Raw genomic sequence first — 13,604 nt, forward strand, 5'->3', positions numbered from 1 at the left:
AGGGAGCTATGTACCAAAAACTGAAACAACGGGTATTAGATGCTAATTTAGCTTTACCTAAATATGGTTTGGTTACTTTCACTTGGGGAAATGTTTCTGAAATTGATCGTACCGCAGGCGTAATTGCAATTAAACCTTCTGGTGTTGAATACAGTAAGATGACGGCAGACGATATTGTGATTGTTGATTTAGATGGCAAAATTGTTGATGGTCATTTGAATCCATCAAGTGATACAGCAACACATATTGAACTCTATAAAGCGTTTACTAACATTGGCGGTATCGTTCATACCCATTCTCGTCAGGCGACAATTTGGGCGCAAGCCGCTATGGATATTCCTGCGTTAGGAACAACGCATGCTGATTATTTTTATGGTGATATTCCCTGTTCACGTATGTTAACTGATGAGGAAATTCTTCACGATTATGAAAAAAATACGGGTCTTGTGATTATTGAAACATTTCATAAGCGACATATTGATCCGCAAGCAACACCTGGCATCATCGTATCTGGTCATGCTCCTTTTGTATGGGGGAAAAATGGTTTTGATGCGGTACATAATGCTGTTGTACTCGAAGAAATTGCTGCTATGGCCATTATGACAAGGCAGTTAAATCCCACTATTAAAATTCAACAAGAATTATCTGATAAGCACTATTTCCGTAAACATGGTGAAAATGCTTATTATGGTCAAAAATAATTTTAAGGAGATAATCAATGTCAAAACCTAAATTACAAATTGCATTAGATCAAACTGAATTAAAAGGCGCATTAGATGTCGCAAAAAATGTGGCTGGTTATGTCGATATTATTGAAGTTGGAACTATTCTAGCTTTTGGTGCCGGAATAGCTGGAGTTAAAACATTAAGAGATCTTTATCCAAAACATACTTTAGTTTGTGATTTAAAAACGACCGATGGTGGCGCAATTCTAGCTAAAATGGCTTTTTCAGCGGGTGCTAATTGGCTGACTGTATCAGCTGCAGCTCATATTGCAACTATTGAAGCATGTAAAAAGGTTGCTGATGAATTTGGTGGTGAAATACAGATTGAACTATATGGACACTGGACCCTTGATGATGCTAAAGCGTGGCGAAAACTAGGTATCAAACAAGCTATCTATCACCGCTCTCGTGATGCTGAGTTAGCCGGTGTGGGATGGGCTGAAGATGACTTAGTTAAAATGCGTCAACTCTCCGATCTTGGCTTAGAATTATCGATTACAGGTGGCATTGTTCCTGAAGATATTCATTTATTTGCAGGGATCAAAACAAAAGCTTTTATTGCTGGTCGAGCATTAGTCGGTGAAAAAGGCCAGTCAACTGCTCAAGCTTTACGAGAACAGATTGCAAAATATTGGTAATTTCTTAATTTAAAGTCAGTGTTAACTGGCTTTAATTCTTTTAACTCATAATTAGGTTTCTTATTATGCATCAAGAAAACGTTTCTTTACGTGTTGGGCTGTATGAAAAAGCATTACCGATTGAGTTTTCCTGGCAAGATAAATTATTAACGGCAAAAAAACTTGGTTTTGATTTTTTAGAGATTTCAATTGATGAAACACCTGAAAAACGGGATCGTTTAGACTGGAAGAACGACGAGATTTATGCACTTCGTCGAATGAGTGAGCAGCATAACATCCCATTACACTCGATGTGTTTAAGTGCTCATCGTCGATTCCCTTTTGGCTCACATGATCCCGAAATCATTGAACAAGCTAAAGTCATTATGACCAAAGCGATTCTATTAGCTTATAAATTAGGTGTTAGGGTGATTCAACTTGCGGGTTATGATGTCTATTACGAACCCGCTGATGAACAAACTCATTTGCGTTTTATCCAAGGAATGCAGTGGTGTGCGAAACAAGCAGAAAAATTTGGCGTAATGCTCGCTGTTGAAATTATGGATACAAACTATCTTAATTCACTGAGTAAATTTGAAATACTCAAGCGTGAAATATCTTCACCTTATTTTATGGCTTATCCTGATGTTGGTAATATAAATGGCTGGAATTATGATGTGTGTACTGAATTAGCCTTAAGTCGTGATCACATTGTTCAGATTCATTTAAAGGATACTTATCGGGTAAAACCTAATTATGCAGGGCAATTTCGTGATTTAGTTATTGGTGAAGGTGAGGTAGATTTTGCAGCTATTTTTGCAGTATTAAAGAAAATGGCTTATCAAGCACCGGTTGTTATTGAGATGTGGGCGCAGGACGATAAATGGCGGGATAATATTATAACTGCACAAAAACGACTACAAGCCGCTAGCTTAGCAAGTGGGATTAGGCTTTTTTCTAATCTAAGTTAATATCTAGTGGGCCATTAATAGAGTTTATCAGAGAATAATCAAACCATAAAAAAAGCGGCCTTAAAAGCCGCTTTTTAATGATATTAAATTACTTATTTTTTAGATACACAAGCAATTAAATCAAGTACTTTGTTAGAGTAACCAACTTCGTTATCATACCAAGCAACTAATTTAACAAATGTATCACTTAATTGGATACCAGCTTTAGCATCAAATACTGAAGTACAAACTTCACCTAAGAAATCAGTAGAAACAACATCATCTTCAGTATAACCTAGAACGCCTTTCATTGGGCCTTCAGAAGCTGCTTTGATTGCTTTACAGATATCTTCGTATTTAGCAGGTTTTGCTAAACGAGCAGTTAAGTCAACAACAGAAACGTCTGGAGTTGGAACACGGAAAGACATACCAGTTAATTTACCGTTTAATGCTGGGATAACTTTACCAACAGCTTTAGCTGCACCTGTTGATGAAGGGATGATGTTTTGAGCAGCACCACGACCACCACGCCAATCTTTATGAGATGGACCATCAACAGTTTTTTGAGTTGCAGTAGTTGCATGAACTGTAGTCATTAAACCTTCAACAATACCGAAGTTATCGTTGATAACTTTAGCTAAAGGCGCTAAACAGTTAGTAGTACAAGATGCGTTAGAAACGATATCTTGGCCTGCATACTCTTTATCATTAACACCCATTACAAACATAGGTGTGCTATCTTTTGAAGGACCAGTTAATACAACTTTTTTAGCGCCAGCTTGGATATGTTTACGAGCTGTTGCATCATCAAGGAATAAGCCAGTTGCTTCAGCAACAACATCAACACCTACTTCGTTCCATTTAAGGTTAGCAGGATCTCTTTCAGCAGTAACGCGGATTGTTTTACCATTAACGATTAATTTACCATCTTTAACTTCTACAGTACCGTCAAAACGACCATGAGTTGAGTCATATTTTAACATGTAAGCCATATAATCAACGTCTAGTAAATCATTGATTGCCACGATTTCGATGTCAGAACGTTTTTGAGCAGCACGGAAAACAATACGACCAATACGGCCAAAACCATTAATACCTACTTTGATTGTCATAACAATTACCTTCTTTTTTGTGTTAAATGTGAAAAATAACTGCCGTTTAAGATAGCAAAATTTAATACTATCTTCAAGACTATTATATGTAATAAGCACGAAATGAATCTATCCATAATAATAGATAATTCATTGTATTATCTATTTTTTTATAAAATTGCTGGATTGCTAATCAATAAAATAAATTTAATAGTATGAGTGGAGTTATTGGTTTTACTAATTACGCTATTCATATTTCATGGTGGATTGATGACTCAATAGCGTTGTGATAGTTATTTAAATAACCCAGCTAATCATTAGGCGATATTGATAATTCTGTATATAATTAGCAGCAACTTTATTGAATGATAGATTGAATTGTAGATTATTAATGAACCGACTATTTGCTAGTAGCCCAAGAGGGCTTGAAGAATTATTAAAAAAAGAGTTATCTGATATTGGTGCGACGTCTTGTCAAGTTGCACAAGGTGGTGTCTATTTTGACGCTGATGAACCTACTTTATATCGCTCATTACTTTGGTCCAGACTTGCTTCTCGTATTTTTTTACCGCTCGCTGAATTTGATATTTATAGTGATTTAGATCTTTATAGTTGTACACTTAATATTAATTGGCCAACGATTTTTAATGTTGATGCCACATTTATGATCAATTTTACTGGCGCTAATGAGTTTATTCGTAACAGCCAATACGGTGCTTTAAAAGTTAAAGATGCGATTGTTGACTGTTTTAGTCGAAAAATGTCAGAACGCCCGAATGTGACCAAAGATAATCCCGATATTCGTATTAATGTCTTTTTAAATAAAAATCGTGTCATTATTTCCTTAGATTTGACTGGCGAAAGTCTGCACCAACGTGGTTATCGTGATAAAACGGGTGAAGCGCCACTTAAAGAAAACTTAGCCGCAGCGATTGTATTACGCTCATCTTGGCAAATTGGCCAACCGTTAATTGATCCAATGTGTGGTTCTGGAACATTATTAATCGAAGCGGCAATGATGGCGGCCAATATTGCTCCTGGGCTAAAACGGAAACATTGGGGTTTTATATCTTGGTTAGGATTTAATTCAGCTCTATGGAATAGTGTCGTTGCTGAAGCTAATGAAAAAATTATCAAGACGGCGACAACACTATTTTATGGTTACGATAATGATCCTAGTGTCATTCAGAAAGCACAGCATAATGCCAATAGTGCAGGTGTTGGTGATTGGATTAATTTTACGCTACAAGATGTGACTCATTTAACAAATCCTATTGTCGACGGTTGTGGGGTAATTGTTAGTAATCCGCCATATGGTGAAAGACTGGAAAGTGAACCCGCTTTAATTGCTTTACATACTGCGTTAGGTCAACGAATTAAAACCTATTTTGGTGGTTGGCATTTATCATTATTTAGTGCGGCTCCTCAGTTACTTGATTGTTTGCAAATGCGAGCAGAGCGACAGTTTCAAGCTAAAAATGGTCCACTTGATTGTGTACAAAAAAATTACTCAATAGCTAAGCGTGAGCAGAACCAAACGATTGCTAATACGATCCCCGCTGAAGATTTTGCTAATCGTTTGCGTAAAAATGAGCAGAAATTAGTAAAATGGGCAAAACAGGAGGGGATAGAATGCTATCGTTTATATGATGCTGATTTACCCGAATATAATGTAGCCATTGATCGCTATAAAGATAAAGTTATTGTCCAAGAGTATGCTCCACCCAAAACAGTTGATCTACAAAAAGCGAAACAGCGCTTATATGATATTATCAATGCCACAATGTCAGTATTAGGGCTTAATGCTAATCAATTAATTTTTAAAATGCGTGAGCGACAAAAAGGTAAAAAACAGTACCAAACATTGGCACAAAAGCAGGACTATTTTTTAGTTAAAGAGTATAACGCGCAGTTTTGGGTTAATTTGACTGATTATTTGGATACAGGATTGTTTTTAGATCACCGCATTGCACGTAAAATGATTGGTGAAATGTGCCAAAATAAAGACTTTTTAAACCTCTTTTCTTACACTGGTAGTGCAACAGTTTACGCAGGCCTTGGTGGCGCAAGAACAACTACTACCGTTGATATGTCTAGAACATATTTGGAGTGGGCTGAACGTAATTTTAAACAAAATGGTTTAGTTGGTAAAAAACATCGATTAATTCAAGCTGATTGCCTATTTTATTTACGTGAGAGTGATGAACAATTTGATGTTATTTTTATCGATCCTCCGACATTTTCTAATTCAAAAAGGATGAGCGATACATTTGATGTACAACGTGATCATCTTGAGTTAATGAAGAATCTAAAGCGCTTATTACGTCCAAACGGGGTAATTATGTTTTCTAATAATCGGCGTGGCTTTAAGCTCGATTATGATGGATTACGTGAATTAGGACTGTCAGCGAAAGATATAACGCAACAAACTATTTCGTTAGATTTTAAACGTAATAAACAGATTCATTGCTGTTTTTTAATCAAAGAATCTTAAAAAATAGAGGGATGGAAACGTCCCTTTTTATTATTCTATTTTGTTACTATTCACTTATTAATTAGCAAATCTTCGTTAAAATATTGCTGTGTAGTATTAATCTAGTGTAAAAGTAGTTCTTGAATTGAAGTGTTAAGTACGATCCTGCTTAAAAAAGGCTTCATGCTGTATTTTTATGTGAAGCCGTTTTCTTATTTTAGCTGATCATAACTGATGATTACTCAATTAAAGTTAATACATTTTCTGGTGGTCGTCCTATTTTTGCACGGTTTTTAACGATAACGATTGGCCGTTCAATCAATTCTGGATGTTGATGCATCGCGTTAATAAGAGCCTCTTCTGTTAGTGTTTCATCGTCTAAGTTTAACTCTTTATAAAGATCCTCTTTTGTACGCATGAGTTGTCTGGCTGAGGTAAATCCGAGTTGGTTCAGTAGTTGCTTGATTGTGCTCACGGTTGGCGGATGTTCTAAATACAAAACTACGTTAGGTTCAACATGATGTGATTGTAATAATGCTAGTGTTTCTCTACTTTTAGAACATTTAGGATTATGATAAATGGTAGTGGTAGACATATAAAGGCTCCTTTATAACATAGTAGTGTAGAAATATAACATTGAAATGATAATAGTGATATTTATCAGTCTATATAATCGTTTCATTGGTACAATGTTTAAACGATATTTTTGAGCATTCAATTCTGTTTAAAATACAGGTATAATCCGTCAGTCTCTTTTTCAGCGAATATTCTATGATCCAATTACATAATCAACTTGAATTACTTAGTCCAGCCAAAAATCTTGAAATTGCTCAACAAGCTATTTTGCATGGCGCTGATGCTGTATATATTGGCGGCCCTAGCTTTGGTGCTAGACATCATGCCGGTAATGCGTTAAATGATATTGCCAAATTAGTCGAATTTGCCCATCAATATTATGCGAAAGTGTTTGTAACGTTAAATACAATTTTGCATGATAATGAATTAGAACCAGCAAGAGAGTTAATACATCAGTATTATAACGTTGGTGTTGATGCGTTGATTGTGCAAGATATGGGTATTTTAGCGCTTGATATTCCGCCAATTGACTTACATGCCAGTACACAGATGGATATTCGTACCCCAGAAAAAGCCAAATTTTTATCTGATGTAGGATTTTCACAAATTGTTCTTGCAAGGGAACTTGATTTACCCGAGATTAGCGCGATTAGTCAACAAACGGACGCTAATATTGAATATTTTGTACATGGCGCGTTATGTGTTGCTTTTTCTGGATTATGTTATATCTCTCATGCGCAAACAGGACGTAGTGCGAACCGTGGTGATTGTTCACAAGCTTGTCGTTTACCTTATACACTAAAAGATGACCAAGGTCGTGTTGTTGCTTATGATAAGCACTTATTATCCATGAAAGATAATAATCAATCTGCGAATTTGAATGAGTTAATCAATGCTGGCGTTCGCTCGTTTAAAATTGAGGGTCGTTACAAAGATTTGAGTTATGTTAAAAATATTACTGCATTTTATCGTAAAAAACTCGATGACATTTTAACACAACGCCCTGATTTACAACGCGCTTCTAGTGGAACAACAGAATGTTTTTTTGTTCCTGATCCTAATCGTACTTTTCACCGTGGTGCAACAGATTATTTTGTTCATGGGCGAAAAGATAATATTGGTGCTTTTGATTCACCTAAATTTATTGGTTTGCAAATCGGTGAGATCACGAAAGTTGCTAACCAATCTCTAGAAATCAAAACTAAACAGCCATTAGTGAATGGTGATGGCTTAAATGTATTAGTTAAACGCGAAATTGTTGGTTTCCGTGCAGATAAAGTTGAAAAACTCTCTGCTGATAGTTATCGTATCTTTCCTAACGAGTTACCGCCTTCCTTATTAACGATTAAGTTACCTGTTACGGTCAATCGTAATTTAGATCATCATTGGCAACAAAGTTTATTAAAAGAGTCTAGTAAACGTCGTATTGGTGTTGATTTGACTTTAACTGATCATCCGGATGACATTACATTAATTGCGAAAAGTGAGGAGGGGATTGATGCCGTTGTGACACTAGCGGGTAATTTCGATGCTGCGCAGCAAGCAGATAAAGCCGCTAAAAATTTAACGGATAATCTGGCTAAACTTGGGCAAAGTATTTATTACGCAAAATCTGTTAATCTAGATTTATCAACGATCTGTTTTATTCCTAGTAGCCAGTTAAATCAATTAAGACGCGATACTATTGATAAATTAACTAAACAACGTTTGGCGTCTTATCCTCGTCGATCTCGTAAAGCAATGGTTGAACCGTTACCTGTTTATCCTGAAACTCAGCTTACTTTCTTGGCTAATGTATATAATCATAAGGCAAGAGAATTCTACCAACGTCATGGTGTTGAATTAATTGAAAGCGCTTATGAAGCTCATCAAGTGAAGGATAATGCCCCATTAATGATAACTAAGCACTGCTTACGTTTTGCGTTTAATTTGTGTCCAAAACAGGCTAAGGGGATACAAGGTGTAAGAACCAAAGTAACTCCGATGAAGTTAATTCACAATAATGAAGAGTTAACACTTAAATTCAATTGTAAGGCCTGTGAAATGCAAGTTTGGGGTAAAATAAAATCACATATTTTAAAGATGCCATTATCGGGCAGTGAGATTATTTTCTTACAGAAATAAATTGTCGCAACTATTTTTATTTTCTCAATAATTAAGAAAAATGGGGCACTAAATTCCCCATAATTTTATGTTATACTAAAAAGCATGTAGTTCTAAAACGTATGGTGATCGTTATATTATGAGTTATCAAGTATTAGCTAGAAAATGGCGTCCAAAATCGTTTACGGATGTTGTTGGTCAACAACATGTGTTAACCGTATTAGCCAATGCCCTTTCTTTGGGACGGGTTCATCATGCTTATCTTTTTTCTGGTACTCGAGGTGTTGGTAAAACATCAATTGCTCGGTTATTGGCTAAAGGACTGAATTGTGAAAAAGGCATTACGGCCGATCCTTGTGGCGAATGTGATAATTGTAAAGATATCGAACAGGGACGTTTTATCGATTTACTGGAGATTGATGCCGCGTCACGTACTAAAGTTGAAGATACACGTGAAATTCTTGATAACGTGCAATATCTACCCACTAAAGGTCGCTTTAAAGTTTACTTGATTGATGAAGTTCATATGTTGTCTCGTAGCAGTTTTAATGCCTTATTGAAGACGTTAGAAGAGCCACCTGAGCATGTGAAGTTTCTTCTTGCTACAACTGATCCGCAAAAATTACCAATCACGATTTTATCACGTTGCTTACATCTGCATCTGAGTGTGCTTGATACGGATTTGATTAAGCAACAACTGATTAAAGTATTAAGTGCCGAGCTCATTAACGCCGAAGATAAGGCTGTGCAATTACTGGCAAAAGCTGCCAATGGTAGTATGCGTGATGCATTAAGTTTAACCGATCAATCAATTGCATTGGGCAATGGACAAATTGATACAGCTTCGGTGAGTGTGATGCTTGGTACTCTCGATAAAAATCTGCCATTTGAGTTGATTGAAGCTTTATATCAAGGTGATGGTAATGGGTTAATGCAACAAATTCAATTGGCGGCTAAACAAGGTGTTGACTGGGATAATTTATTAACCGAAACATCAACGTTATTACATCAAATATCATTATTACAAATTGTACCTAGTGCGATTGGTGATTACAGTGATTATGAAGAGCGTATGCGTTATTTAGCTCAGCATGTTTCACCTAATGATATTCAACTCTTTTATCAGATTCTACTAATGGGTAGGAAAGAACTTATGTATGCACCAGATAAAAAAATTGGTGTTGAGATGAGTTTTTTACGGGCACTTGCCTTTATCCCTAAATCATTGCAAACCACGAGCAAACAAACGGATGTTAAATCGATGACTTTGGCTAATAATAAAAAAGCCGAGCAAAGTTGTCCTATTCCGACAGAGCGAGAGTCTAGTGCTCCTGTTTTACCACCAAATACTGCCGTTGTAACTGACAAAGTAGCTCAACAATCGATAACATCAGATGTTGATAATCATGTTTCTGATGTGACTAAAAGTATTTTAGCTGCAAGACAGCAAGTTATTGAGAGCGAAAAATCAGTAAAAAAGTCTGAACAGGTTGAACGCCGCTCTCAACCTGAATCATCACTACAGCAGCAAATAGTTCAAAGAGCTGTTACTGAAAAAGAGAGTAAAGATGAAACGATTTCAGTTGATGAAACAGCTGAAACTTATCAGTGGCAATTTAGTGAACATTTTACACCGAGTACCGATTCTAAGCTTAATGCTAAAGATGTTAAACAGGCATTTGAACACGAAAAAACAGCCGAGTTAAATAAAAAGCTGATTGATGAAGCCGTTAAAATTGACCCTTGGAGTGCTGAAATCGAAATGCTCACAATGCCGCCGTTAATTAAACAAATTGCAGTAAACTCTTATTTAGAGCAAGTTGATCAAACAAAATTAGTATTACATTTGCGTTCTGCATTAGCACATTTAGGGCGCAATGATAATAATATTAAACGATTAGCGACTATTTTATCTGCGTCTCGCGGATATGAAGTGACATTAACAGCCGTGATTGATGATGATACAACGCATTTAACGCCTTTAGAAGTTAGAGAAAATATTTATCAAATGAAATTAGCGGAAGCTAAACAATTAATTCAGGAAGATAGTAAAATTGCAATGATTTGCCAATTTTTTGAAGCTAGAATTGATGAAAATAGTATTCGTCCTGTATAATGCTGATTTTAGTATTTAAGAAGTTAGCGTAGTAACTATTTTAAGAGGAATTAATCATGTTTTCTGGTGGTAAAGGTGGTCTGGGTAATTTGATGAAACAAGCACAGCAAATGCAAACGCGTATGCAAAAAGTGCAAGAAGAGATCGCCCAAATGGAAGTAACTGGTGAATCAGGTGCAGGCATGGTGAAAATTACTGTAAATGGTGCACATAATTGTCGACGTGTTGAGATTGATCCATCACTATTAACCGATGATGATAAAGAGATGTTAGAAGATTTAATTGCTGCAGCTTATAATGATGCGAGCCGTCGTTTAGATGAAGCGCAGAAAGAGAAAATGTCACAGGTAACTGGTGGAATGCAATTACCACCAGGTTTTAAAATGCCATTTTAAGCGATTTATGCTTTATCGCTTACCCAGCTTATTTTCGATAAGTTTTTATGTGGTACTATTGCTAGCCCAAATAGTATTATTGAGGCTAGCATATACAGAAGATTTTTTTGATTTTTATCATATTTGTCTAACTGCGTTAAATGATCTAACATCATTTTTCTTTATTTTTATTTTAAGTAATATCTTTTTTTATCAAAATAAAATCTATTTTTATATTCGTAAAAATAAGCTAAGGGTCATGGCATTAGCGGTTATTTTTGTGATTATTTATTTAGTTATTGAGTATTTATTACTCCAGCTATCGACCTTATTATTTTTACGTCAATTTACTTATATTTATCATCAATATAATAACAGCAATGTATTAGATTCTTATGCTATGGTGTATTCATGGATAAAAATTGCTACTAATCTTTGGTTATTTATCTGCATTGGCTTAATTTTATATTGTGTAATGAAGTTTAGTCGGCGATTTTTTGCAACACCACTTATTGATAGCCTTACTCAGACTTATCAACAACAGTTAATGGGTGCACAGCAGCTCAGTAGTCAGACGAGCGAGCAAGATCGTCGTAAGTTCTATGCGATTATATTCTCCTCTGTTTTTTGTTGTGTTATCAATGGTCTTGTGTGGAACTTTTGTTTTAATCTTTTATCATCGATTGATGAAGTTAAAGTGATGATTAGTGACTATTATGTTACGATTTTTATTTTTTCCTTTGTCTCATTAGGATTGAATTACATTTTTTTATATTATACCAGTCAAAAATTTATTAGAACTCGCAATTGGTTACCGATTTCTGGTTTATTAACAGCAAGTGGAATTACGGTTGTTCTATTTAGCTTTCTCGTTATGCTTGTTCTATTTTTTATTATGCCACTTTTCTTGGCATTTAATAGTATCGTGATACTTTTAGTGTGGTTTATCATCTGCTATGTTTTGCTCTACTTTTTGACTAAATTCACATTAAGACGTTATTTGGCATAATATTTTGTACAACAATTTAAAAAAGCAGTATTATGTTAGCTCAAAATTTTAACGCAGATTAATGCGTATTCACTCTATGTTAAACGAACTTAAATCTTGGTAGTTAGATGCAAATTAGTCCTTTATTACAATCCTTAATTGATAACTTACGATGTTTACCTGGTGTAGGACCAAAAAGTGCTCAGCGTATGGCATTTCATCTTTTACAACGCAATCGTAAAGGTGGCGTTGAACTTGCCCATGTACTACATGAAGCGATGATCAATATTGGTCATTGTCAAGATTGTCGAACCTTTACTGAACAAGAAGTATGTTCTATTTGTGCGAATGCTAGACGTCAACAAAGTGGACAATTGTGCATTGTTGAAACACCATCTGATATTGTTGCGATCGAACAAACCGGGCAATATAGTGGTCGTTATTTTGTTTTATTAGGTCATCTCTCCCCATTAGATGGTATTGGGCCGAATGATATCGGTTTGGATAAATTAAATATTCGATTACAAAAAGAGCCGATTTCTGAAGTGATTTTAGCCACTAACCCAACGATTGAAGGGGAGGCGACAGCTAATTATATTGCTCAAATGTGTAGTGACATTGGTATCGTTGCGACGCGTATTGCGCATGGCGTACCTATTGGTGGTGAACTGGAAATGGTTGATGGTACAACGCTATCTCACTCATTTTTAGGCCGTCAAAAAATCGATCTTTAACAAAATTATTAATATTTTATGAATATGACGAGGATATTATGACTTATAAAGCTGTTGCCTTTGATATGGATGGGACGTTATTAAATAATAATCGCATGATACTACCTGAAACGGTAAATGTGATTCAACAACTAAAACAAAAAGGGATTAAAGTCATTTTAGTAACGGGTCGTCATCATAGTATTATTTATCCGTATTATCATCAATTACAATTAGATACTGCAACAATTTGCTGTAATGGAACGTATCTATATGATTTTACTAAGCAGTGTTATTATGATCACAATTCGTTATCAAAACAGCAAGCTAAAACTATTTTAAGTTTAGTGAATGAATATAATATTCATACTTTACTTTATAACAATAGCCACATGACTTATGAAGTTTTAGATGATCATTTACAGGGATTATTTAAATGGGTTGATAGTTTGCCTGTTACATTACAACCCGAAATCTTAAAAGTAGATAATTTTATCGATATTATTGATAATTCTGCCGAAATTTTTAAATTTGCAACTAGCTCTCATGATATTCCTGCACTGCAAGCTTTCTCTAAAGCGATTGAGGAACAAGGTCAATTTGAATGCGAATGGTCATGGTCTAACCGTGCTGATGTGGCCTTAAAAGGTAATAGTAAAGGTAATGGGCTTGCTAATTGGGCAAAACGTGAAGGCGTTGCGTTAAGCGATATTGTTGCGTTTGGTGATAGTTATAATGATATTAGTATGTTAACTAAAGCTGGATTAGGGATTGCTATGGGAAATGCTGATGATGAGATTAAAGCCCAAGCTGACCATGTTATTGGCGATAATAATTCACCTAGTATTGCGACTGAATTAACCCGACTCTTCTTATAA

12 protein-coding genes are annotated in these 13,604 nt (G+C 35.5%); 10 read left to right on the top strand and 2 right to left on the bottom strand.

Annotation, left to right across the window (positions count from 1 at the left end):
• Positions 1-8: 8 nt before the first annotated feature.
• The 3 genes from RHO11_00660 to RHO11_00670 all read left to right on the top strand — a co-directional run bounded on the left by RHO11_00660 (position 9) and on the right by RHO11_00670 (position 2,313).
• Entirely contained in the window at positions 9-701 is a 693-nt protein-coding gene (locus RHO11_00660; GenBank protein ID WVD61671.1) for an L-ribulose-5-phosphate 4-epimerase, read from the top strand.
• 17 nt (positions 702-718) lie between these two features.
• Positions 719-1,363 (top strand): 3-keto-L-gulonate-6-phosphate decarboxylase UlaD, encoded by a 645-nt coding sequence (locus RHO11_00665; protein ID WVD61672.1) that lies wholly within the window; start codon positions 719-721, stop codon positions 1,361-1,363.
• Between the two features lie 65 nt (positions 1,364-1,428).
• Positions 1,429-2,313 (top strand): L-ribulose-5-phosphate 3-epimerase, encoded by an 885-nt coding sequence (locus tag RHO11_00670; GenBank protein ID WVD61673.1) that lies wholly within the window; start codon positions 1,429-1,431, stop codon positions 2,311-2,313.
• A gap of 92 nt (positions 2,314-2,405) precedes the next feature.
• Here RHO11_00670 and gapA read toward each other — a convergent pair whose 3' ends face one another.
• On the bottom strand, positions 2,406-3,404 hold the full coding sequence (gapA, locus tag RHO11_00675) for a glyceraldehyde-3-phosphate dehydrogenase (protein ID WVD61674.1): 999 nt from the start codon (positions 3,402-3,404) through the stop codon (positions 2,406-2,408).
• Positions 3,405-3,774: 370 nt separating this feature from the next.
• Between gapA and rlmKL the strand changes: the two genes are divergently transcribed.
• Positions 3,775-5,877: a bifunctional 23S rRNA (guanine(2069)-N(7))-methyltransferase RlmK/23S rRNA (guanine(2445)-N(2))-methyltransferase RlmL gene (gene rlmKL, locus RHO11_00680; protein ID WVD61675.1), complete on the top strand. Its 2,103-nt coding sequence runs from the start codon at positions 3,775-3,777 to the stop codon at positions 5,875-5,877.
• Between the two features lie 217 nt (positions 5,878-6,094).
• Here rlmKL and arsC read toward each other — a convergent pair whose 3' ends face one another.
• Positions 6,095-6,451, bottom strand: a complete 357-nt coding sequence (gene arsC / locus RHO11_00685) for an arsenate reductase (glutaredoxin) (protein WVD61676.1) — start codon at positions 6,449-6,451, stop codon at positions 6,095-6,097.
• Between the two features lie 176 nt (positions 6,452-6,627).
• Here arsC and RHO11_00690 point away from each other — a divergent pair, with 176 nt between their 5' ends.
• The 6 genes from RHO11_00690 (at position 6,628) to RHO11_00715 (ending at position 13,604) form a co-directional block, all read left to right on the top strand.
• Positions 6,628-8,556, top strand: a complete 1,929-nt coding sequence (locus tag RHO11_00690) for a U32 family peptidase (protein ID WVD61677.1) — start codon at positions 6,628-6,630, stop codon at positions 8,554-8,556.
• A 118-nt stretch (positions 8,557-8,674) separates the two neighbouring features.
• Positions 8,675-10,651 carry a DNA polymerase III subunit gamma/tau gene (dnaX, locus tag RHO11_00695; protein ID WVD61678.1) on the top strand — a complete coding sequence of 659 codons (1,977 nt, stop codon included), beginning with the start codon at positions 8,675-8,677 and terminating at the stop codon, positions 10,649-10,651.
• A 56-nt stretch (positions 10,652-10,707) separates the two neighbouring features.
• Positions 10,708-11,046, top strand: coding sequence for a YbaB/EbfC family nucleoid-associated protein (locus tag RHO11_00700; protein ID WVD61679.1), 339 nt, complete (start codon positions 10,708-10,710; stop codon positions 11,044-11,046).
• A gap of 238 nt (positions 11,047-11,284) precedes the next feature.
• Positions 11,285-12,034, top strand: coding sequence for a hypothetical protein (locus RHO11_00705; GenBank protein ID WVD61680.1), 750 nt, complete (start codon positions 11,285-11,287; stop codon positions 12,032-12,034).
• 107 nt (positions 12,035-12,141) lie between these two features.
• Positions 12,142-12,747, top strand: coding sequence for a recombination mediator RecR (gene recR, locus RHO11_00710; protein WVD61681.1), 606 nt, complete (start codon positions 12,142-12,144; stop codon positions 12,745-12,747).
• A gap of 38 nt (positions 12,748-12,785) precedes the next feature.
• Positions 12,786-13,604 carry a pyridoxal phosphatase gene (locus tag RHO11_00715; protein WVD61682.1) on the top strand — a complete coding sequence of 273 codons (819 nt, stop codon included), beginning with the start codon at positions 12,786-12,788 and terminating at the stop codon, positions 13,602-13,604.

Source organism: Orbaceae bacterium BiB (assembly GCA_036251205.1).
Taxonomy (GTDB): Bacteria; Pseudomonadota; Gammaproteobacteria; order Enterobacterales; family Orbaceae; genus Orbus; species Orbus mooreae.